At 46.2% G+C, this 19,771-nt stretch carries 25 protein-coding genes; 12 read left to right on the forward strand and 13 right to left on the reverse strand.

Translation table 11 applies throughout. The features are described 5' to 3' along the window. Positions 1-31 precede the first annotated feature (31 nt). From mgtE to OCU49_RS06235, 12 genes are all read right to left on the reverse strand, one after another. Positions 32-1,381, reverse strand: coding sequence for a magnesium transporter (gene mgtE, locus OCU49_RS06180; RefSeq protein WP_261844108.1), 1,350 nt, complete (start codon positions 1,379-1,381; stop codon positions 32-34). 129 nt (positions 1,382-1,510) lie between these two features. Beyond that, positions 1,511-1,780 carry an HPr family phosphocarrier protein gene (locus OCU49_RS06185; protein WP_261844109.1) on the reverse strand — a complete coding sequence of 90 codons (270 nt, stop codon included), beginning with the start codon at positions 1,778-1,780 and terminating at the stop codon, positions 1,511-1,513. 61 nt (positions 1,781-1,841) lie between these two features. After that, complete coding sequence (gene rapZ / locus OCU49_RS06190; protein WP_261844110.1) at positions 1,842-2,708, reverse strand: RNase adapter RapZ; 867 nt, start codon at positions 2,706-2,708, stop codon at positions 1,842-1,844. Position 2,709: 1 nt separating this feature from the next. Next, the gene (gene ptsN / locus OCU49_RS06195; RefSeq protein ID WP_261844111.1) at positions 2,710-3,171 is read right to left on the reverse strand and encodes a PTS IIA-like nitrogen regulatory protein PtsN; all 462 of its coding nucleotides are present in this window, start codon (positions 3,169-3,171) and stop codon (positions 2,710-2,712) included. Between the two features lie 18 nt (positions 3,172-3,189). Beyond that, on the reverse strand, positions 3,190-3,480 hold the full coding sequence (gene hpf / locus OCU49_RS06200; protein ID WP_261844112.1) for a ribosome hibernation-promoting factor, HPF/YfiA family: 291 nt from the start codon (positions 3,478-3,480) through the stop codon (positions 3,190-3,192). Between the two features lie 45 nt (positions 3,481-3,525). After that, positions 3,526-5,034 carry an RNA polymerase factor sigma-54 gene (locus tag OCU49_RS06205; protein WP_261844113.1) on the reverse strand — a complete coding sequence of 503 codons (1,509 nt, stop codon included), beginning with the start codon at positions 5,032-5,034 and terminating at the stop codon, positions 3,526-3,528. 39 nt (positions 5,035-5,073) lie between these two features. After that, entirely contained in the window at positions 5,074-5,799 is a 726-nt protein-coding gene (lptB, locus tag OCU49_RS06210) for an LPS export ABC transporter ATP-binding protein (RefSeq protein WP_261844114.1), read from the reverse strand. Then, entirely contained in the window at positions 5,799-6,317 is a 519-nt protein-coding gene (gene lptA / locus OCU49_RS06215) for a lipopolysaccharide transport periplasmic protein LptA (RefSeq protein ID WP_261844115.1), read from the reverse strand. The genes lptB and lptA overlap by 1 nt, the downstream gene beginning before the upstream one ends. Next, positions 6,307-6,873 carry an LPS export ABC transporter periplasmic protein LptC gene (lptC, locus tag OCU49_RS06220; RefSeq protein ID WP_261844116.1) on the reverse strand — a complete coding sequence of 189 codons (567 nt, stop codon included), beginning with the start codon at positions 6,871-6,873 and terminating at the stop codon, positions 6,307-6,309. The genes lptA and lptC overlap by 11 nt, the downstream gene beginning before the upstream one ends. After that, positions 6,873-7,409: a KdsC family phosphatase gene (locus OCU49_RS06225; RefSeq protein ID WP_261844117.1), complete on the reverse strand. Its 537-nt coding sequence runs from the start codon at positions 7,407-7,409 to the stop codon at positions 6,873-6,875. The genes lptC and OCU49_RS06225 overlap by 1 nt, the downstream gene beginning before the upstream one ends. Beyond that, positions 7,409-8,383: a KpsF/GutQ family sugar-phosphate isomerase gene (locus OCU49_RS06230; protein ID WP_261844118.1), complete on the reverse strand. Its 975-nt coding sequence runs from the start codon at positions 8,381-8,383 to the stop codon at positions 7,409-7,411. The genes OCU49_RS06225 and OCU49_RS06230 overlap by 1 nt, the downstream gene beginning before the upstream one ends. A 3-nt stretch (positions 8,384-8,386) precedes the next feature. Next, a complete protein-coding gene (locus OCU49_RS06235; RefSeq protein ID WP_261844119.1) occupies positions 8,387-9,340 on the reverse strand; it encodes a calcium/sodium antiporter in 954 nt (317 codons plus the stop codon). A gap of 483 nt (positions 9,341-9,823) precedes the next feature. Between OCU49_RS06235 and OCU49_RS06240 the strand changes: the two genes are divergently transcribed. From OCU49_RS06240 to OCU49_RS06285, 10 genes are all read left to right on the forward strand, one after another. After that, positions 9,824-10,630 carry an ATP-binding cassette domain-containing protein gene (locus tag OCU49_RS06240; protein WP_261844120.1) on the forward strand — a complete coding sequence of 269 codons (807 nt, stop codon included), beginning with the start codon at positions 9,824-9,826 and terminating at the stop codon, positions 10,628-10,630. A 5-nt stretch (positions 10,631-10,635) separates the two neighbouring features. Continuing rightward, positions 10,636-11,415 carry a lipid asymmetry maintenance ABC transporter permease subunit MlaE gene (mlaE, locus tag OCU49_RS06245; protein ID WP_261844121.1) on the forward strand — a complete coding sequence of 260 codons (780 nt, stop codon included), beginning with the start codon at positions 10,636-10,638 and terminating at the stop codon, positions 11,413-11,415. A 1-nt stretch (position 11,416) separates the two neighbouring features. Further along, positions 11,417-11,875, forward strand: coding sequence for an outer membrane lipid asymmetry maintenance protein MlaD (mlaD, locus tag OCU49_RS06250; RefSeq protein WP_261844122.1), 459 nt, complete (start codon positions 11,417-11,419; stop codon positions 11,873-11,875). A gap of 11 nt (positions 11,876-11,886) precedes the next feature. Continuing rightward, on the forward strand, positions 11,887-12,510 hold the full coding sequence (locus OCU49_RS06255; protein ID WP_261844123.1) for an MlaC/ttg2D family ABC transporter substrate-binding protein: 624 nt from the start codon (positions 11,887-11,889) through the stop codon (positions 12,508-12,510). Continuing rightward, on the forward strand, positions 12,511-12,813 hold the full coding sequence (locus OCU49_RS06260) for an STAS domain-containing protein (protein ID WP_261844124.1): 303 nt from the start codon (positions 12,511-12,513) through the stop codon (positions 12,811-12,813). A 125-nt stretch (positions 12,814-12,938) separates the two neighbouring features. Further along, positions 12,939-13,181, forward strand: coding sequence for a BolA family protein (locus OCU49_RS06265; protein WP_261844125.1), 243 nt, complete (start codon positions 12,939-12,941; stop codon positions 13,179-13,181). Between the two features lie 20 nt (positions 13,182-13,201). Further along, positions 13,202-14,464 carry a UDP-N-acetylglucosamine 1-carboxyvinyltransferase gene (gene murA, locus OCU49_RS06270; protein WP_261844126.1) on the forward strand — a complete coding sequence of 421 codons (1,263 nt, stop codon included), beginning with the start codon at positions 13,202-13,204 and terminating at the stop codon, positions 14,462-14,464. An 80-nt stretch (positions 14,465-14,544) separates the two neighbouring features. Then, the gene (gene hisG, locus OCU49_RS06275) at positions 14,545-15,195 is read left to right on the forward strand and encodes an ATP phosphoribosyltransferase (RefSeq protein WP_261844127.1); all 651 of its coding nucleotides are present in this window, start codon (positions 14,545-14,547) and stop codon (positions 15,193-15,195) included. Beyond that, a complete protein-coding gene (hisD, locus tag OCU49_RS06280; protein ID WP_261844128.1) occupies positions 15,195-16,502 on the forward strand; it encodes a histidinol dehydrogenase in 1,308 nt (435 codons plus the stop codon). Before hisG ends, hisD begins: the two co-directional genes overlap by 1 nt. Positions 16,503-16,611: 109 nt before the next feature. Next, positions 16,612-17,541: a 2-hydroxyacid dehydrogenase gene (locus tag OCU49_RS06285; protein WP_261844129.1), complete on the forward strand. Its 930-nt coding sequence runs from the start codon at positions 16,612-16,614 to the stop codon at positions 17,539-17,541. Positions 17,542-17,600: 59 nt separating this feature from the next. Here OCU49_RS06285 and OCU49_RS06290 read toward each other — a convergent pair whose 3' ends face one another. Further along, positions 17,601-18,362, reverse strand: a complete 762-nt coding sequence (locus OCU49_RS06290; RefSeq protein WP_261844130.1) for an SDR family oxidoreductase — start codon at positions 18,360-18,362, stop codon at positions 17,601-17,603. 398 nt (positions 18,363-18,760) lie between these two features. On the opposite strand from OCU49_RS06290, the gene OCU49_RS06295 reads away from it, so the two are divergent. Both OCU49_RS06295 and OCU49_RS06300 read left to right on the forward strand, forming a co-directional pair. Beyond that, positions 18,761-19,237: an FxsA family protein gene (locus tag OCU49_RS06295; RefSeq protein ID WP_261844131.1), complete on the forward strand. Its 477-nt coding sequence runs from the start codon at positions 18,761-18,763 to the stop codon at positions 19,235-19,237. A gap of 237 nt (positions 19,238-19,474) precedes the next feature. Continuing rightward, a complete protein-coding gene (locus OCU49_RS06300; protein ID WP_261844132.1) occupies positions 19,475-19,768 on the forward strand; it encodes a co-chaperone GroES in 294 nt (97 codons plus the stop codon). Positions 19,769-19,771 lie beyond the last annotated feature (3 nt).

The following is a 19,771-nucleotide window of genomic DNA, read 5'->3' on the forward strand; positions in this document are numbered from 1 at the left end:
CTTAACTAAAGGGGTTAGCGGTTATCTACCACTAACTATAGAAGAAGGTTGCCAGACCGAGAAAGGCAAAGAAGCCTACTACATCGGTAATGGTTGTCAGTAATACGCTACCAGCCAGTGCCGGGTCTATTCCCCAGGCCTTAAGAATAATAGGTAGCATAGTGCCGGCGAGTGCGGCGGCTATCAAGTTGATAACAATGGCACAGCCGATAATCAGGCCTATGGTGGTATCCTGGAACCATAATACAGCAATAATGGCGACAACAACCGCCCAAAGAATACCGTTTACGGTGCCGACGACAAGTTCACGGTTAAGCAGCCAGCCTGCATTGGAGCGCTCAACGTGACCGAGTGCCTGACCCCGTATCACCAGTGTTAAAGCCTGGCTGCCGGCTATACCACCCATACTTGCGACTATCGGCATGAGTACTGCCAGCGCTACGACCTTGTCGATTGTATCTTCAAAAATACCAATGACAGCAGAGGCTATAAAGGCAGTAATCAGATTGACGCCTAACCAGACAGCCCTGCGTCTGGTAGTTTTCATGATTGGCGCGAAGGTATCTTCGTCATCATCCAGGCCTGCCATACTCATCAGCGAGTGATCAGCATCTTCACGTATTACATCAACCACGTCATCGATAGTAATACGGCCAAGAAGTTTGTTGTTTTCGTCAACAACAGGAGCTGATACAAGGTCTTCCTGTTCAAACAGTTGTGCAACTTTATCATCGGGCATTTCAGCTTCGATGGGTTCGGCATCTGTGAACATGATTTCCCGAACAGTGATCGTTGGGTCGCTTACTAGCATGCGCGTAAGTGGCAGGTTACCGATGTATTCATCTCTGCGGTTCACGACGAACAGGCTGTCGGTCATATCCGGCAACTCATCATGCCGCCGTAAAAAACGCAGTGCAGTCTCTACGCTGATATCCGGACGTACCGTAATTGTATCGGTATTCATCAGGCCGCCGGCTGTATCTTCCGGGTAAGACAGGACCGCTTCCAGGCGTTCCCGGTTCTGGCTGCCCATAGAACGCAGAATTTCCCGGGTGAGCGTTTCTGGTAATTGCTGGATTACATCGGCCATGTCATCAGTTTCTAGGGCTTCAGTAATGGCTAGTACTTCATGCGCATCCATCTGGCTGAGAATTTCAGTACGAACGTCATCCCCCAGGTCCTGAAGAACATCTGCTTCCAGCTCCTGGTGAATCAGGCTCCAGAGTAAGCGCCGTTCTTTTGGCGGGGATTTTTCCAGTAGATGTGCAACTTCAGAAGGCCGCAGAGTATTGTTGAGGGTATAGCGTATTTGCTTGAACTCACCACTTTCCACAGCTTCTGAGAGTTTATCTAGATCTGTTCTTTCAGTGGTTTCGATCATCAAGTACCTCTGCTTTACCGGATAAAATGACGGGAGAGAGTATCCGGTATAAGACCGGTGAGGGCCTATTATAGCGGATTGTTTTTCAAGGGATAAGGGATGATTGCAGGAGGTGGAACAGTAACTGGGTTATTCTGCTTCGTCGAATCGGTTGTTGATCAGTTCAACAATAGCACTAAGTGCTTCCTGTTCGTCTTCACCGTCAGTGCTGATTGTCAGCTCGGTGCCTTTGCTGGCGGCGAGCATCATTACCGACATAATACTTTTGCCATCTACCTGACGGCCGTCTTTAGCCAGCTGAATGTCGCAGCTAAATTTGCTGGTTAGGTTAATCAGCTTAGCGGCAGCCCGGGCATGTAAGCCGAGTTTGTTGATAATGGTAAGTTGTTGTTCCTGCATAAAATTATATGCACCTCTGGTTATTCAGTTGCCAGGCTGGCATCTGAAGAGTCTGAATTCCTTAAGGCAGTTCACGATGCCTGACATGGACATTATCCATAGTTCGTCTGAAATGGCTAGTCAGCTGTTCGGCAATAAATACCGAGCGATGGTGCCCGCCGGTGCAGCCAATACCGATAGTGACATAGCTACGGTTATTTTTCTCGAAAACAGGTAACCATTTTTCCAGATATGCGGTGATATCTGCGAGCATTTCTTTTACTTCACTTTCCTGGCTCAGGAAGTCGATAACCGGTTGCTGTAAGCCAGTGTATTCCCGTAATGGTGGGAGCCAGTAAGGGTTAGGTAGGCAGCGTACATCGTAGGTGAAGTCCAGATCCAGCGGTAAGCCGTGCTTGAAACCGAAGGACTCAAACTGTATGGAAAGCCCCTGTTCCTGTTTTTGCATAATGCGCAGTTTGATGCTGTCGCGAAGCTGATACAGAGAGAGGCGTGTAGTGTCTAGGCGTAAGTCAGCGAGTACTGCTAACGGACTAAGCAATTCGCGCTCATAAGCGATGGCGTCTTTTAAGCTGAGTTGATCATCTGAAAGAGGGTGTTTGCGACGCGTAGCGCTGTAGCGTTTGAGGAGAATCTCTTCACTGCTATCAAGGTATAAAAGTTCGCAGCTTACCTGTTGGTTAGCCCGCAATTTTTTGAAGATTGCCGGAAACTCTTCAAGGTTACTGAGTGGGTTTCGGGCATCTATGCTGACTGCCAACAGTGTCTTTGGGGCGTCCTGGCTAGGTTTTTCCGGTGGTCGGGTTATCAGTTGTGGTAACAGCTGTGCTGGCAAGTTATCGATGCAATAAAAGCCAATGTCTTCCAGGGCCTGGAGGGCTGTGCTTTTGCCAGACCCTGAGCGGCCGCTTATCACCACAAGTTTCATATCAGTTATCAACCTTGTAATGAGTTGCGATTTCTAGCAGTGCTTCAGCTGAAGGTGCGTTGCGCAGTTGCTGGCGAAATTCTGCCTGACTGAATAATTCGGCCAGGTTACCTAGCGTCTGCAGATGCTTATCACAGGCGTCTGCCGGTACTAGCAGGACGAATAGTAAATCAACCGGAGCGCCGTCAATTGCATCAAAGTCGATGGGTTTGGCCAGCTGAACAAGACAGCCTACGACCTGGCTATAGTTATCCAGTCTGCAATGAGGTATTGCAACACCTTCTCCAATACCTGTACTTCCGAGGCGTTCGCGACCAATCAGGCCTGAGAAAATGTCTTCTTCCTCAAGATCGTCCAGTTGCTGAGAGATAGTTTGACTGATGAGTTCTAGGGTGCGTTTTTTACTGCCGCCCTCAAGAGCGTGGAGCACTCTTGAGGGGCTGAGTAGATCTTTGATTAACATATGGTTTCAGAAACGTTGCTATTTGTGATTCTTAAGTTTTTCTTTATGTTTGATAACCTGTCGATCGAGCTTGTCAATCAGGCCATCAATTGCTGCATACATGTCATCGTGTTCGTGTGTCGCGAACAGTTGGCCACCGGCTACGTGAACATCACCTTCAGCCTTCTGCCGGCTCTTTTCTATGCTCAGAGTTACCTGAGCATTGGTGATGTTGTCAAAGTGACGTTCCAGCTTACTGAATTTGCTGTGCACATAGTTGCTCAGTGAATCTGTCAGTTCAACATGGTGACCAGAAATATTGATTTGCATGGCAATCTCCTTGTTAGTGCATTACGGACATAATCCGTAATTTCATTAAACCAGACGCTTTCGCTCATTTGAAGGTGGAATGTTCAAAGACTCGCGATATTTAGCAATGGTTCGTCGGGCGACTTTAATTCCCTGCTCATCCAGCAGTTGAGTAATCTTATTGTCACTCAGTGGTTTTGCAGGGCTTTCAGCTGCAACCAGTTTTTTAATCAGTGCACGTATTGCAGTAGAAGAACAGGTTCCACCGCCGTCGGTACTGACGTGACTGGAGAAAAAATATTTTAGTTCGAAAATACCCCTTGGGGTATGCATGTACTTTTGGGTTGTAACTCTGGAAATGGTTGATTCATGCATATCGACAGCTTCGGCAATATCGTGCAGTACCATTGGTCGCATGGCTTCTTCGCCTTCTTCCAGGAAGTCTTGCTGACGGGCAACAATTTCCCGGGTTACTTTGAGTAAAGTTTCATTACGGCTGAGAATGCTTTTTATAAACCAGCGGGCTTCCTGTAAATGACTTTTCAGATAGGTATTATCCGGGCTGTTATCTGCGCGCTTAATTAAATCTGCATAGCTGTCGTTTATGCGCAGGCGGGGGGATGCTTCCGGACTTAGCCGGACTTGCCATATACCTTTATCTTGGCTGACGAATACATCAGGAATTACATACTCTGAATGTGTAGTTGTAATGCTGGCGCCAGGTTTTGGATTAAGTGTCTGGATCAGAGCAACTACTGCCTGTAACTGAGGTTCTTTCAGGCGGGTTTTACGCATTAATAATTTGTAGTCATGATTGCCAAGGATGGGCAGGTATTGGCTGACAACTTTGCGTGTTTCTTTGAGGTAAGCAGTGTCTGCCGGCAGCTGATTAAGTTGCAGCATCAGGCATTCACTCAAGTCTCGGGCAGCAACGCCTGGTGGATCAAATTGCTGTACTCGGCGAAGTACTGCTTCAATTTCATCCAATTCAGTTTCTTGTAAGAACTGGTCGTCCTGACTTATAAAGTGCTCGTGGATCGCTTCCAGTTCGATACTCAGGTAGCCATCAGGGGTAATACCATCAATGATATTCGTCGCGATTAACTGATCCAGTTCGCTCATTGGCGTAAGGTTAAGCTGCCAATTTAGATGATCCTGAAGGGTTTCAACGGCTGTGTCGTTAGCTTCAAAGTTGCTGTCACTGAAGTCGTTATTGCTGGTGGAGCTGCTGGGAGTCGCCGTCTGAAAGGTGTCTTCCCACTGGCTGTCAGTTGCCAGTTCGTCTGGAATGTCTTCGCTCCAGTCGCTGTCCGCGACATGGGTTTCTTCAGGCTCAGCGCTAACTGTTTCGGTCGTTTCCTGCTTGGCAGGGGAGTCAGCATCGTGCTCCGTTTTTGCTTCATTGCTTTCGGACGAATCTTCCTCGCCAACTTCCAGCATTGGATTTGAGTCGAGAGCTTCCTGGATTTCCTGTTGCAAATCAAGCGTTGACAGTTGTAACAGCCGAATCGCCTGCTGCAATTGCGGGGTCATCGTAAGGTGCTGGCCAATCTTCAGTTGTAACGCTTGTTTCATATAACTGCTTGTACCTGTCAGATAAAGAAGGGGTGAAAACTACAGACGGAACTGCTCGCCAAGATATGCCTGCTTCACTTGCTGATTACTCAGTATATCTTCTGGTGCGCCAGCGGCAAGGATATATCCTTCACTGACGATATATGCCTGTTCACAAATGTCTAAAGTTTCGCGAACATTGTGGTCAGTAATCAGAATACCAATGTTTTTACTTTGCAGGTGTTTGATTGTTGCTTTTATATCTGTAACTGAAATAGGGTCTACGCCAGCGAAAGGTTCATCCAGCAGGATAAAGCTAGGTTCGGTTGCCAGCGCACGGGCAATTTCAACCCGCCGACGTTCACCGCCTGACAGGCTCATACCTAGGCTATCAGCCAGATGTGTTACGTGAAACTCTTCCAGTAACTCTGAAAGTTTTTCTTCGCGTTGCTGTTTGTTAAGTTCAGGGCGGGTCTCGAGAATCGCCATAATATTATTGCGAACGCTCAGCTTCCGAAAAATGGATGCTTCCTGAGGAAGGTAGCCAATGCCTTTTCGGGCACGATTATGCATAGCTTGTCTGGTGAGGTCCTGACCATCGAGCTGGATAGTGCCCTTGTCAGCATCTACTAAACCGACAATCATATAGAAACAGGTAGTTTTACCTGCGCCGTTAGGGCCAAGTAACCCAACAATCTGGCCACGTTCAATGTGCAGGGAGACATCTTTTACAACTGACCGGCCTTTGTAACTCTTGGCCAGGTTAAGAGCTTCTAAGCTACTCATTAATTAGTGTCGCTCTGAGTTGCTTTAGGCTGAATCACCATAATTACCCGTTCGTTTGAGGATTTATTGTCGCTGAAGGCTTCGATGGTACTTTTTTTCATATCGTATACGATACGGTCTCCGGTAAAAACGTCGCCACCCTGAGTGACTTTAGCTTTGCCGGTGATAACCAGTACTTCTGCAAGCGTATCGTAATCCAGCTTACTGCCATAGGCATGGGTCAGAGGGTCTTGTTTATTGGGCTTTTGTTCATAGTGAGCGGGTGAGCCAAGGGCTTTAATATTTGTAACCCCACCGTTAGCCTGTTTTAACTCGACAGTACTTCCTTCAATTTTTAGAGTGCCCTGTTGAACGTTGACTGCGCCTTTGTAGACAGTTATCCCTGTTAGTTCATTCATGTTGGCGTTGTCGGCAGCTATATGAATGGGTTGGGATTTATCTTCAGGTAGCGCTGTAGCCAGGCTGGAAAACAGAGCTGAAAGTAGAATGAAAGGTGTTGCAATACGGCTAATTGACATAGTGAAGCCCTTTTACTTGGGATTGCAATTCGACAGTGTTGACGTTGAAATCAGCTTGCATGCCAACGCCTGTAGTTCGGCCTGACTGGTCAGATATTGTGACTTTTGAAGCTGTTTTCGCAAGTTTTTTTTCAGTGAAGACAGTCAGAACCTCGGTATTAATCGTCTGCTGTTTTTCAGGCTGTTGATGATCTCTGATGATCACATTGCCGATAAATTCAATCTGCTTGCTCTGATCTGGAATTTCGCCCTGATTACTATTAACTGAATTAGTAAGCTTACCCAGTTCGAAAAAGTGTATTTCAGGTTTTAATAATTCCAGACGTTGTTTTGCTGGCAGGTGTTCAATGAATTCTGAGGTAAGTGACTGAGTCTTGAATCCATCGGAACTGAAATCTTTGCTGTGGCTTTGCTTGATAAAATAGTCTGCTTGCGGGTGAGCAGGCTTGTTATCAGCATTTTTTGGTTTCTGCCCTGGGTCTTGCCAACCCAGGTAGAAAACACTGACGCCTACAATAAGTATCGCAATGAGTAAGCGTAGTCGGGACCGTGACATCACAGATATTCTGCCCAGATTGCATCAAGTTTCTGCTGCGCTGCAAGAATCGTTTCGCAGAACTCTCTGCCTGCGCCTTGTCCGGCCAGACGGGTTGTGCACCAGTCTGCATGCTGACGCACAAAGTCATGGCCGCCATTAACCGTTGCACCAAAAACCACCGCACGAATAGCGGCCAGGTCTGGCAGGTCATCGCCGATATATGCTGTGTTGTCAGGGGTAAAACCAGTATCTGACCAAAGTTCTTTCAGAGCTGTTAATTTATCTTCGCGTCCCTGATACAGGTAATGGATACCTAAGGAATTAGCGCGTTTTTCAACCTGGGGAGAGCTTCGGCCAGTTATAATGGCTGTTTTGATGCCTGCTTGCTGCAGCATCTTGATACCAAGTCCGTCCAGAGTATTGAAATTTTTAATTTCGCTGCCGTCCGGGAGAAAGTTTAATTTTCCGTCTGTGAGAACACCGTCGACATCAAATACCGCAAGCCGAACATTTTGCATATTTTGGATAAGTTGTTCAGAAATGTTTGCCAGCATCAGATAACTCCAGCCTGTAACATGTCGTGCATGTTAAGAGCGCCTACCGGCGTTCCTTGTTCATTCAGTACAATTAATGCGTTAATCTTATGTGTTTGCATAATTTGTAATGCTTCAGCGGCAAGCATTTCGGCTTCTGCTGTGGTGCATTCACGGGTCATGACCTGGCTGATTGGAGTGTTCTTCAGGTCAATATTTTGATCCAGAGTTCGGCGCAGGTCACCATCGGTAAATATACCGGCAAGTTTGCCGTCTGCACTTTGAATACCTGTCATACCTAAGCGTTTGCGGGTTACTTCAATTAAAGCATTATCCAGTGAAGTATCAGGGCTGACCATAGGTATTTCGTCACCGCTGTGCATAATATCTGCAACCTTCAGCAGCAGGCGACGTCCCAGGCTTCCTCCGGGATGAGAAAATGCAAAGTCTTCTGCACTGAATCCGCGGGCTTCTAAAAGAGCAATAGCTAATGCGTCTCCAATAACAAGTGCCGCTGTGGTGCTGGATGTAGGTGCTAATCCAAGCGGACAGGCTTCTTCGGTAACGGCAACATTTAAATTAGCGTTGGCGAAACGTGAAAGTGTTGATTCAGGGTTACCAGTTATACTGATCAGAGGGGCATTCATACGTTTGATCAGTGGTAGAAGTGCAGTGACTTCACTGGTTTCTCCGGAATTAGATAATGCAATTATCAGGTCGTCCGGAGTGATCATTCCTAAATCACCGTGACTGGCTTCACCTGGGTGTACAAAAAAAGCCGGTGTGCCAGTAGATGCCAGCGTTGCTGCGATTTTCTTACCGATATGGCCTGATTTACCCATCCCGGTAACAATAACTCTGCCGCTACAGTTGAGTACGAGTTGGCAGGCGTTATCAAAGTCGCCGTCTAAATGCTTTTCCAGATCGGCAATTGCCGCCTGTTCAATGTTGATCGTTCGGCGCGCTGAAGCTAGAAAATTAAATGTTTTACTCATTACTTAAACGCTCATTTGGTATAACACACCTAAATATGTAGCATAGCCAACCAGTAGCAATGCGCCTTCCGGACGGCTGATACGCGGTGGCTTCTGCCACAGAGCTAAGACCAGCAGCAAGGCGGTAAGGCTAAGCGTAACGCCATAGTCTCGCCATATTACGACCGCATCAAATGTAATTGGTGCCAGAAAACCTGGTACAGCCATAACTGCTGCAATATTAAAAATATTTGAACCAACAATATTACCGATAGCTATATCTGTATGACCTTTAAGGGCGCTGGCAACAGAGGCTGCAAGTTCAGGCAGGCTGGTGCCAATTGCAACAATTGTCAGACCAATAACCAGATCACTCACGCCTAATGATACAGCGATTTCTGTAGCACCCCATACCAGTGCCCGTGAGCTGGCTGCAAGCAATGCTAACCCTAGTATCAGCCAAAATAATGCCTTAGATGTTGCCATGTCAGGCAGTTCTTCATCTTCACTGGCGAGCTCGTCATTCTCTGCAGATTTTTGAAAGCGCGCGAACATGAACAGGCTGAATATAAGTGCTGCGACAAGAATTAATGCATCTGTTAACCCCAGGTACTGATCGAATAAAACCAATCCGGCTAGCAGCGTAATACCCAGAAGTAGAGGGATTTCGCGTTTTAGTACGCCTGATTTAACAGGGAGCTGAGTGATGAGTGCTGTGACTCCAAGTACTAATCCGATATTTGCAATATTTGACCCGAGTGCGTTACCTATTGCCAGCCCCCCGGCTCCGGTGGTTGAAGCCATAGCTGATACCAGAATCTCAGGTGCAGAAGTGCCGAATGAAACAACGGTCAGACCGATTAGCATAGGCGACATGCCGAAGTTTTTTGCGGTTGCCGCTGCACCGTCTACAAAGCGGTCAGCACTCCAGACCAGTACGACAAAACCGGCGAGTAAAGCAAGAATAGGGAAAAGCATCTGTTATAGGGACTCGAACATGAAAATGGATGAGCCGCATATTTAATGAAGAATCGGGCGGATGTGCAAGGCCTGTGTAGCTGAAGACTGATTTTATTAGTTTTTCAGGGAGTTTTTTTTGATGGTAGGGCGAGTGCTCTGGTATAGTGCGCGCTATTCGTTGCTATGCTGATGTGATTGCGGCTTTTAAGCTAAGAGTCAGGGAATATCGGACGGTTTGCGTGTATCACCTATTGCAGGGATCTTGCCTTGTACCTGTCTTTTTATATGCCTGAGTATCTGTTTAAACCACTGGCCAAACTTCAGTGGAAAATTGCAGTCCATAAACTTACTGCAACTTTAGCAGTCTCAGATTAGCCACAGCATTAACCCCGGGTTTACTTATCAGGGATTAATGTCTTGTAAATGAGGCTGCGGAAGTCAGAGTAGAGTTCTGAATTATAATTTGCTGAAGAAACACCACAGGAAGCTTAAGAGTTTAAGATGGATTATCTTGACGACAGTATTATTGATATTAAACAGCTGAGCTTTGCCCGTGGTGAGCGGGCAATCTTTGATAATGTTGATATCCGTATTCCCCGGGGAAAAATTACAGCTGTAATGGGGCCCAGTGGTACAGGTAAAACTACTCTGCTGCGCTTAATCGGTGGTCAGCTTAAGCCTGATCAGGGGCAGATTCTGCTTGAAGAAGACGATATACCTAAGCTTTCCCGCAAAGAGCTTTTTAAGGTGCGGGAAAAAATGGGCATGCTGTTTCAGAGCGGTGCACTTTTTACTGATATGAGTGTCTTTGAAAATGTCGCTTTCCCAATTCGGGTGCATACAGACCTGAGTAAATCTATGGTTCGGGATGTGGTGTTAATGAAGTTGCACTCGGTAGGGTTGCGCGGGGCTGCTGATATGATGCCCAGCGAACTATCTGGTGGTATGGCGCGTAGGGTTGCTCTGGCTCGTGCTATTGCTCTGGATCCGGACCTGGTTATGTATGACGAGCCTTTTACCGGCCAGGACCCGATTGCGATGGGTGTATTGGTAAACCTGATTTCCCGGTTAAATAAAGCTCTCGGTCATACCAGTATTATCGTTTCACATGATATTAACGAGACATTGGCGATTGCTGACTATATATATCTGATTGCTGATTCCAGAGTGTTAGCACATGGTACTGCAGAGCAGTTACGTCAGCAGAGCTCGCCTCAGGTACGTCAGTTCCTGGAGGGTTTGCCGGATGGACCGGTTCCGTTTCATTTTCCGGCTGATGATTATGTCGATCAGCTGATGCAAGGTTAATTACTATGCTCGCAAATCTTCAGCGTCTGGGCGCTGCCGGGCTTGATAAATTGGAAGCTTTTGGGCGTGCCGGCATAATACTGTCACAGTCTATTTTTGCTATACCCAGCCGCCAGGCTTTGCCACTATTGGTTCAACAGTTGTACTCAGTAGGTGTGTTATCACTGATCATTATAATTGTATCGGGTTTGTTTATTGGTATGGTGCTTAGCCTTCAGGGTTATACCATTCTGGTAGACTATGGCTCTGAGCAGGCGGTTGGCCAAATGGTCGCTTTGAGTTTAGTGCGTGAATTATCACCGGTAGTTACAGCGTTACTGTTTGCTGGTCGGGCTGGTTCAGCTCTGACTGCAGAAATCGGCTTGATGAAAGCGACTGAGCAATTGTCCAGCCTTGAAATGATAGGTGTTGATCCGTTGCGCAGAATTGTCGCGCCACGTTTTTGGGCCGGTATGATCAGTTTGCCGCTGTTGTCCATGATCTTCAGCGTTGTTGGTATCTGGGGTGGGTTACTGGTAAGTGTGGATTGGTTAGGCGTTTACGAAGGCTCGTTCTGGTCCAATATGCAAAACTCTGTCAACTTTTCTGAAGATATTCTGAATGGATTAATTAAGGCGCTGGTTTTTGGCGTAGCTGTAACCTGGATAGCTGTGTATCAAGGTTATGATTCGGTACCAACCTCCGAAGGTATCAGCCAGGCAACAACCCGCACGGTTGTGTATGCTTCGCTGGCGGTATTAGGACTGGACTTTATTTTGACTGCTTTGATGTTTGGAGATTTATAAGATGCGAATCCGGGGAGTGGAATTGGCAGTAGGCTTTTTTATGCTGGTAGGGGCGTTGGCTCTGTTGGTACTGGCATTAAAAGTAAGTGGGCTGACATTATCTGAAGGTAACCGCACATATAAAGTATACGCACTGTTTGAGAACATCGGCGGTTTGACCGCGCGTTCTAAGGTAACTATGTCCGGTGTTAAAATTGGTCAGGTTACAGCAATTGTGCTGGATGAAGATCAGTTGATGGCGCGTGTAGAAATGGCTATCGATGCCAATGTGAACTATCTGAGTCTGGATAGTTCAGCGTCTATTTTGACCTCAGGTTTACTGGGTGAAAAATATATTGGCATAGCTACTGGAGCCGATGAAGAAATGCTGCAGGACGGAGACCTGATTGAAGATACTCAGTCTGCACTGGTGTTAGAAGAGCTTATTGGCAAATTTTTGTTCAATGAAGCGACAGAGTAAAGAGAAAGGTTATGCGTAAAATTTTGTCTGTTTTTTGTCTGGTGATACTGGTTGCAACCAGTCCTGTTACCTACGCGTCCTGGCAAGCTGCCAGTGAACCTGTGGATAACACCAGCGCAGAGCTTATAAATATTCTAGGTGATTCATCACTGACGACTGATACCGATAATACGCCTTTGTTGAATGAGGTTGAGCGTCTGTTGGTTCCGGTTGTTGATTTTGAATATATTGCTAAGCGGGTAATGGGAAAGTATTACCGTAAGGCGACCGATAATGAGCGTACCGAGTTTACAGGTGTCTTTAAAAGCACTTTGATCAGAACCTATGCTAAAGCACTGGTTGGTTTTGAAATTACGGGTTACGAATTGTTACCGGAGGGCCGTCCAAGTCCTAAGCCGAATAAGCAAATTGTAAGTGTTAAAGTCCGCTCCGGTGGTAGTGCAACCTACAAACTTGATTACTATATGTTGCAGCAGAAAGATGGCTGGAAGCTGGTAAATGTTCATTTGGACGGTATTAATCTGCGCCTGAATTTTAAGAATCAGTTCGCTTCACTTGTTAAGAAGAATCGCGGTGATGTTGCTAAAGTCATTGCTAACTGGAAAGCTCAGGTTCAGACGGATGTGAGCAAGTAAATGGCGACTTTCAGTTGTAAACAGGAATCAGCTGATACATTGGTGTTAAGTGGTGACCTTGTTTTTGCGACTTCAGAGAATGCACGACAGGTAACGAATGCCTGCCTGGATGCTCTGAAAGGGAACGCAGTAGTGGATTTTTCCGGTATTAACCGTGTAGACAGCTCTGCGCTGGCGTACTGGTTGAGCTGTCTGCGCGTTGCCGAACAAAGTAATGCAGTACTTGAAGCCCGTAATTTTCCTGATGAAATGGTACAAATGGCAGAGCTCGTCGGTATTTCTGCCACCCGTATCTGGAAGTGAGTCGTTTTATATAGATCAGATACAGGAATTCCGAGCATCTCTGTTATCATCCCGTCGCCTTTTATATCGTAATCGGCTATCATTTCGTCTGTTATTTTTCCTCCCAAATTTAAGCGGTATTTTGCATGCAAATCGAACAAGTTAAGCAGTTACTGGAGAGCAAACTGGAAGGTTGTGTTGTCTACCCTGAAGGTGAAGGTTGTAATTTCCAGGTAACCGTTGTCGGTGAGGTTTTTGAAGGCTTACGTCCGGTTAAAAAGCAGCAACTGGTATCCCAGTGTTTGGCTGAAGAGATTGCTAACGGCAGTATTCATGCGCTGACTATCAAAACATATACGCCTACTCAGTGGGCTGAATTACAGAATTAATTTGATAAGGCAAACGCGTAATGGATAAATTAATTATTACCGGTGGAAGCCGGTTACAGGGCGATGTAAAGATTTCCGGTGCGAAAAACTCTGCATTGCCTATTTTGGCGGCAAGTTTGCTGGCTGATGAACCTGTTACTATCAGCAACCTGCCCCATCTGCATGATATTACGACTATGCTAGAGTTGTTGCGTCAGATGGGCGTAGATCTCACTGTAGATGAAAAGCTAAGTGTTGAGATTGATACCCGCACGATTAATTCAACAGTGGCGCCTTATGAGCTGGTAAAAACCATGCGGGCGTCAATTCTGGTACTTGGGCCTTTGCTGGCGCACTTTGGTCATGCTGAAGTGTCGTTGCCTGGTGGTTGTGCAATAGGTAGCCGTCCTGTGGATCTGCACATCAAAGGTCTTGAAGCCCTGGGTGCGACGATTGTATTGGAAGAAGGTTTTATTCGTGCAACCTGTGACGGGCGTCTCAAAGGTGGCCGTGTATTCTTTGATATGGTTACAGTAACAGGTACCGAGAATATTCTGATGGCTGCAGCACTGGCTGAAGGTCAGAGTATTATTGAAAACGCTGCACGTGAACCGGAAGTTGTTGACCTGGCTGAGTTCCTTATAGCAATGGGTGCTGATATTACCGGTCAGGGTACCGATACCATCATTGTGAATGGTGTGCCTTCTTTGAAAGCTTGTCATTTCCCTGTTGTTGCCGACCGAATTGAAACGGGTACTTATCTGGTTGCGGCTGCAGCGACTCGCGGATCTATCCGGGTAAAGAATACGCGTCCTGATATTCTGGATGCTGTCATTCAAAAGCTGGAAGAAGCCGGTGCAGAGATTAAAACCGGTAAAGACTGGATTGAGCTGGATATGCACGGTAAACGTCCGAAAGCGGTTAATTTGGTAACAGCGCCTTATCCTGCATTCCCGACTGACATGCAGGCGCAGTTTGCTGCTATGAACATAGTGGCAGAAGGTGTAAGCCGGATTAAAGAAACGGTTTTTGAAAACCGTTTCATGCACATGCAGGAAATGATCCGCATGGGCGCCAAGATTACGATTGAAGGCAATACGGCAATTATGGAAGGTGTCGACAAACTGACCGGTGCACCAGTAATGGCAACTGACTTACGTGCTTCTGCGAGTCTGGTTATCGCCGCGATCCTTGCTGAAGGTGAAACCGTTATAGAGCGGATTTATCACATTGACCGTGGTTATGAGTGTATTGAAGAAAAACTGCAACTATTAGGCGCTAAGATTAAACGCGTGCCGGGTTAACAGTTTTTGCCTGCCGACTTTTTTTTATTTTTCAGCAGCGCTACGGCGCTGCCCTCTTTACGGATTGTCAAATAGCAAACATGAAACAGCAATTGACTATAGCCCTGTCTAAAGGGCGTATTCTGAAAGACACGTTGCCGTTGCTCGAAGCGGCTAACATCCTGCCTGCTGAAGATATCTTTAGCAGCCGTAAACTTATCTTTGATACCAATCATGACAACATCAAGCTGGTTGTGATCAGGGCGACTGATGTTCCGACCTATGTTGAGCATGGTGGCGCAGATATGGGTGTGGCAGGTAAAGATGTACTGATGGAATACGGCGCCAAAGGCGTCTATGAGCCGCTGGATCTTGATATTGCTCGCTGCAAGCTGATGACAGCTTCTCTGAAGGATGCTCCGCCAGTATCTGGTCGTATCAAAGTTGCCACCAAGTTTGTGAATGTCACCAAAGAATACTATGCCCGTCAGGGACATCAGGTAGATATCATTAAGCTTTATGGTGCAATGGAGCTGGCGCCTATTATGGGTCTTGCTGATCGTATTGTAGATATTGTTGATACAGGTAACACAATGCGTGCTAATGGCCTGGTGCCTTTGGAAGAGATTGCTTACGTGAGCTCTCGTCTGGTGGTCGGTAAAGCTGCAATGAAGATGAAACACCGTCAGATTCAGCCGATCATTGAGCAGTTAGCCGCCGCAGTTGAAGCACGAAAGAGCGAAGATAAATAATGGCTGATTTAAAAGTATTACGGCTGGATAGTCAGCAGCAGGATTTTGCTGAACAGATGGATCGTCTGTTAGCTTGGGAAGCTGTATCCAATAAAGAAGTTAACGCTATTGTTGATGATATTCTGGATCAGGTTAAGCAACGTGGTGATGCCGCGGTAGTTGAGTTCAGCAATCGCTTTGACCGTTTAAATGTTACCGAAATGGCTGAGCTCGAGTTTTCTCAGACTCAGTTACAGGAAGCACTGGATACCCTGCCAGCGGAGCAGAAAACAGCCTTACAAACAGCTGCAGATCGTGTGCGCAATTATCATGAAAAGCAGCTTGGTGAGTCCTGGCAGTATCGTGAAGCTGATGGCACTTTACTGGGGCAAAAAGTTACCCCAATGGATAAAGTCGGCTTGTACGTGCCAGGTGGCAAGGCTTCTTACCCGTCATCCGTATTAATGAATGCGATACCAGCTAAAGTTGCCGGTGTTGAAGAGCTGATTATGGTTGTACCTACACCTGATGGTGAGGTTAATCAGTTGGTGCTGGCTGCTGCTGCATTGGCGGGTGTAGACCGCGCTTTTTCTGTCGGTGGTGCGCAAGCAGTAGCTGCACTGGCGTATGGTACTGAAACAGTACCAAAGGTCGATAAAATTGTTGGCCCGGGTAACATCTTTGTTGCGACAGCTAAACGGGCAGTATTCGGTGCTGTGGGCATCGATATGATTGCCGGTCCTTCAGAAATTCTGGTGATCTGTGATGGCCAGACAGATCCAGACTGGATAGCTATGGACCTGTTTTCTCAGGCAGAACATGACGAAGATGCGCAGCCTATTTTGGTATCTCCGGATGCAGAGTTCCTTAATAAGGTCGAAGCAAGTATTAACAAGCTGCTGCCGACAATGGAGCGTGAAGCGATTATCCGTGTATCTATGGCAGATCGGGCGGCGCTGATTAAAGTGCCTGATCTTTCAGCAGCAGCTGTTGTTAGCAACCGGGTTGCTCCTGAACACCTGGAATTGTCTATTGAAGATCCTCAGGCTTTGTTGCCTGAAATTAAGCATGCTGGTGCGATTTTCATGGGCCGTTATACGGCTGAAGCGTTAGGTGATTATTGTGCAGGTCCTAATCACGTATTACCGACGTCCGGTACCGCGCGCTTCTCATCTCCGCTGGGTGTATATGACTTCCAGAAACGTTCTTCACTGATTATGTTCTCTGAAGAAGGTGCTTCTGAAATGGGGAAAGTTGCGTCGGTTCTTGCCCGTGGAGAGAGTCTGACTGCACACGCGAGATCTGCTGAGTATCGAATTAAGGATTGATCTTAATTTTACTTATCATTCATGAAAGCCCGGCACTGTTGTCGGGCTTTTTTTTGCTTTAGAGTAAGTTTGACCAGTTTTAAATTAAAAGCTCTGAAGGAAAGAAAGTATGAAGATAGTGTTTTGCGCACGTGGCGAAGACTTTTCTGAGTGGCTGCCGGTTATATCAGAGTTTCTACCCAGTGCTGATTGTCGTCTCTGGTCTGAAGCGGAATGTTCGGATTGGCAGGCTGATTACGCACTGGTTTGGCAACCTCCGGAAGCGTTATTTGCACATCAGACCCAGTTGAAAGGCATCATTAATCTTGGTGCGGGTGTTGATAAACTTTTAGCTGTGGCGGGATTGCCTGAAGCTGTTCCTATTTTAAAATTACGTGATGCGGGCATGGCTGCGTGGATGACTGATTATGTACGTTACGGTTTGTTGCATTTTAGTCGTGATTTTGACCGTTATCAGCAGCAGCAATCAAACAATCAGTGGTGGTCAAAAAATATAGATGCTAGGGCTGGCTGGCCGGTTGGTATTCTTGGTATGGGTGCTATTGGAGCGCAGGTTGCTCAACAGCTTGCTGAAGATGGCTATCCTGTTAGAGGTTGGAGTCGTACCGAGAAGGTTGTTTCTGGTGTTGATAGCTTTGCTGGCCAGGACTGTCTGGATGAGTTTTTACAGGGAACTCGAGTATTAATAAATTTATTGCCTTCCAGTCAGCATACTCAAGGGTTAATCAATTCTGCTGTGTTTGAGCAATTACTGCCGGATGCTGTGATAATAAATGCAGGAAGGGGCGAGGTAGTAGATTCGCCTTCCTTAATTGATGCATTACGCAAGCAACGTTTACGCGGTGCAATGTTGGATGTGTTTGAGCACGAGCCGTTATCGCAGGACTCACCTCTTTGGTCAATGGAGAACGTACTCATCACACCGCACATTGCGGCCCCAACATCTATCAGGGACGCAATTGTTCAGGCAAAAGAGTATATCCATGCGTTAGGGCAGGGGCTGCCGGTTAAGTCGGTTGATCGCAGCTTAGGGTATTAAAAGAAAAAACGGACACAAAAAAGCCAGCGAGTTGCTGGCTTTGTTGTTTGCGGTGTTGATTAGATGCGCAGTGCACCATCCACTTCAATACACCGGCCGTTGACGTAGTCGTTTTCCAGAATAAAAGCGACAGTACTGGCTATTTCTTCAGGCTTGCCAAGGCGCTTGGCTGGAATGCCTGCGGCAATTTTTTCCAGCGCTTCAGGTTTCATACTCATGACCATTTCTGTGCCGATATAACCGGGAGCAATTGATGCTGCACGGATACTATAGCGCGCAAGTTCTTTTGCCCAGGTAACAGCCATAGCCTGAACGCCAGCTTTCGTTGCTGTGTAGTTAGTCTGGCCCATGTTGCCGTTACGTGAAATAGAGGAGATGTTAATGATGCATCCTTCGCAACCCAGCTCAATCATTTTAATGGCTGCTTCACGGCCACACAGGAAAGTGCCCGTCAGGTTAACATCCATAACCAGATTCCAGTTGTCCAGGCTCATTTTGCTGACGACCTTGCCATCTTTAACTTTGATGAACAGGCCATCCCGGGTAATACCTGCATTGTTTACCAGGCCGTGGATGGCACCAAAATCTTCAGCGATATCATTAAAGAGTTCGGTAACTGCATCTTCTTCAGCGATGTTAGCAATATAACCACGGGCTTCAGTACCGAGTTCCATGCAGAGTCCAATGGTTTCATCCAGACCTTGTTGATCAAGATCGACAAGCGCCAGCTTAGCGCCTTTAGCTGCAACCTGGAGTGCCATTGCACGACCAAGGCCTCTGCCACCACCGGTGATAACAATTACTTTATCTTTTAATTCCATCTGCGGACTACCTTAAATTATGTTGTGTTTTTTTGTTTTTATATGTGCAGTGCAACAATCTTTTGTAAAAGTTATAACGCAATTGCGTAAAAGTCCATACTGTTCAATGTTAAATTTATAATTTCAATATATATCAATAAGTTATGGTTTTTTTATATAAAAATATAAATGAATATTTTAGTTTGGTGTTGCATAGCACAACAAGAAACTCTGCTTTATTAAATTATTATGCTGCAGCTTTGTCGCTTTCGTACAGGTTATGAAAATATGTCAGGTTAAGCTGAAATGATCGCGAAATTGTGACAATCGTAGTAGCCTGAAGCATAGGATTTATAGGTTACTTATATAGTTACAAAGTAATGATTTCTCCAACGTTATTTTTCTGACAGGTTATTGTTATGCGTTTTATATTTTTGCTGTTCATCATAGTGCCAATTATAGAGATTACCCTGCTGATTAATGTAGGTCAGGCAATCGGTGCCTGGAATACTGTTGGCCTGGTGTTGTTGTCCGCATTTATTGGGGTAAACATGTTGCGATATCAGGGGTTTGCTACGCTACGTCGTGCACAGGGCCGAATGGCGACTGGTGAAATGCCTGGCCGTGAAATGGTGGAAGGGATTGTGTTGGCCGTAGGTGGGGCGCTTTTACTCACGCCTGGCTTTGTGACAGACGTGATTGGGTTTCTGTGTCTGATTCCGTTTACCCGTCAGCGTTTTGCTGATTTGGTCATGAGTAAGGTGACGCTGATCAACCCTACACAGGGTTTTCATCATCATGCTGGTCCTGGTAATTTCCACCATGCTGATCCCCGTGATTCATCGACTTTGAATAAAGGTGATGTGATTGACGGCGAATACCGACGGGAAGACTGATTTTCGGAACAGAAAAATCACACTTTTTTTAATGTTAAGTGTTGAAAACCATTTTGCCGGCCCCATCTAGCTAAACATCATCATTTATTAGGTGATATAGATAATCACTTTGTAAACATGTAAAACATGCTTTGCTTCGGTCTGAAGTCTTTATAAGTCAAAGAGTTCGGAGCTAAATGAGCGGTTTAATAACTATAAACGACTTTTTTTGATCAGATGGATCAGGAGAGATATTCAATGAAAATTCGTCCACTACACGACCGTGTTGTTGTTCGCCGTAAAGAAGAAGAAGCAACTACTGCTTCAGGTATCGTTTTACCAGGTTCTGCAACTGAAAAGCCTAACCAGGGCGAAGTAGTTGCTGTTGGTAACGGCCGCATAACCAATGCTGGTGAAATTCAGGCTTTGACAGTTCAAGTTGGTGATCAGGTTATTTTCGGTCAGTACGCAGGTTCTAACGTTGTTAAAGTTGACGGCGAAGAACTGCTGGTAATGAGCGAAAGCGAAATTTTTGGTGTTCTAGAAGCGTAATCG

The sequence above is a fragment of the Aliamphritea ceti genome (genome assembly GCF_024347215.1).
Lineage (GTDB): Bacteria > Pseudomonadota > Gammaproteobacteria > Pseudomonadales > Balneatricaceae > Amphritea > Amphritea ceti.

What these genes read in the sequence shown, in the direction of transcription:
- mgtE (WP_261844108.1), bottom strand. Translation starts at nt 1,381, where the DNA reads ATGATCGAAACCACTGAAAGAACAGATCTAGATAAACTCTCAGAAGCT.
- OCU49_RS06185 (WP_261844109.1), bottom strand. Translation starts at nt 1,780, where the DNA reads ATGCAGGAACAACAACTTACCATTATCAACAAACTCGGCTTACATGCC.
- rapZ (WP_261844110.1), bottom strand. Translation starts at nt 2,708, where the DNA reads ATGAAACTTGTGGTGATAAGCGGCCGCTCAGGGTCTGGCAAAAGCACA.
- ptsN (WP_261844111.1), bottom strand. Translation starts at nt 3,171, where the DNA reads ATGTTAATCAAAGATCTACTCAGCCCCTCAAGAGTGCTCCACGCTCTT.
- hpf (WP_261844112.1), bottom strand. Translation starts at nt 3,480, where the DNA reads ATGCAAATCAATATTTCTGGTCACCATGTTGAACTGACAGATTCACTG.
- OCU49_RS06205 (WP_261844113.1), bottom strand. Translation starts at nt 5,034, where the DNA reads ATGAAACAAGCGTTACAACTGAAGATTGGCCAGCACCTTACGATGACC.
- lptB (WP_261844114.1), bottom strand. Translation starts at nt 5,799, where the DNA reads ATGAGTAGCTTAGAAGCTCTTAACCTGGCCAAGAGTTACAAAGGCCGG.
- lptA (WP_261844115.1), bottom strand. Translation starts at nt 6,317, where the DNA reads ATGTCAATTAGCCGTATTGCAACACCTTTCATTCTACTTTCAGCTCTG.
- lptC (WP_261844116.1), bottom strand. Translation starts at nt 6,873, where the DNA reads ATGTCACGGTCCCGACTACGCTTACTCATTGCGATACTTATTGTAGGC.
- OCU49_RS06225 (WP_261844117.1), bottom strand. Translation starts at nt 7,409, where the DNA reads ATGCTGGCAAACATTTCTGAACAACTTATCCAAAATATGCAAAATGTT.
- OCU49_RS06230 (WP_261844118.1), bottom strand. Translation starts at nt 8,383, where the DNA reads ATGAGTAAAACATTTAATTTTCTAGCTTCAGCGCGCCGAACGATCAAC.
- OCU49_RS06235 (WP_261844119.1), bottom strand. Translation starts at nt 9,340, where the DNA reads ATGCTTTTCCCTATTCTTGCTTTACTCGCCGGTTTTGTCGTACTGGTC.
- OCU49_RS06240 (WP_261844120.1), top strand. Translation starts at nt 9,824, where the DNA reads ATGGATTATCTTGACGACAGTATTATTGATATTAAACAGCTGAGCTTT.
- mlaE (WP_261844121.1), top strand. Translation starts at nt 10,636, where the DNA reads ATGCTCGCAAATCTTCAGCGTCTGGGCGCTGCCGGGCTTGATAAATTG.
- mlaD (WP_261844122.1), top strand. Translation starts at nt 11,417, where the DNA reads ATGCGAATCCGGGGAGTGGAATTGGCAGTAGGCTTTTTTATGCTGGTA.
- OCU49_RS06255 (WP_261844123.1), top strand. Translation starts at nt 11,887, where the DNA reads ATGCGTAAAATTTTGTCTGTTTTTTGTCTGGTGATACTGGTTGCAACC.
- OCU49_RS06260 (WP_261844124.1), top strand. Translation starts at nt 12,511, where the DNA reads ATGGCGACTTTCAGTTGTAAACAGGAATCAGCTGATACATTGGTGTTA.
- OCU49_RS06265 (WP_261844125.1), top strand. Translation starts at nt 12,939, where the DNA reads ATGCAAATCGAACAAGTTAAGCAGTTACTGGAGAGCAAACTGGAAGGT.
- murA (WP_261844126.1), top strand. Translation starts at nt 13,202, where the DNA reads ATGGATAAATTAATTATTACCGGTGGAAGCCGGTTACAGGGCGATGTA.
- hisG (WP_261844127.1), top strand. Translation starts at nt 14,545, where the DNA reads ATGAAACAGCAATTGACTATAGCCCTGTCTAAAGGGCGTATTCTGAAA.
- hisD (WP_261844128.1), top strand. Translation starts at nt 15,195, where the DNA reads ATGGCTGATTTAAAAGTATTACGGCTGGATAGTCAGCAGCAGGATTTT.
- OCU49_RS06285 (WP_261844129.1), top strand. Translation starts at nt 16,612, where the DNA reads ATGAAGATAGTGTTTTGCGCACGTGGCGAAGACTTTTCTGAGTGGCTG.
- OCU49_RS06290 (WP_261844130.1), bottom strand. Translation starts at nt 18,362, where the DNA reads ATGGAATTAAAAGATAAAGTAATTGTTATCACCGGTGGTGGCAGAGGC.
- OCU49_RS06295 (WP_261844131.1), top strand. Translation starts at nt 18,761, where the DNA reads ATGCGTTTTATATTTTTGCTGTTCATCATAGTGCCAATTATAGAGATT.
- OCU49_RS06300 (WP_261844132.1), top strand. Translation starts at nt 19,475, where the DNA reads ATGAAAATTCGTCCACTACACGACCGTGTTGTTGTTCGCCGTAAAGAA.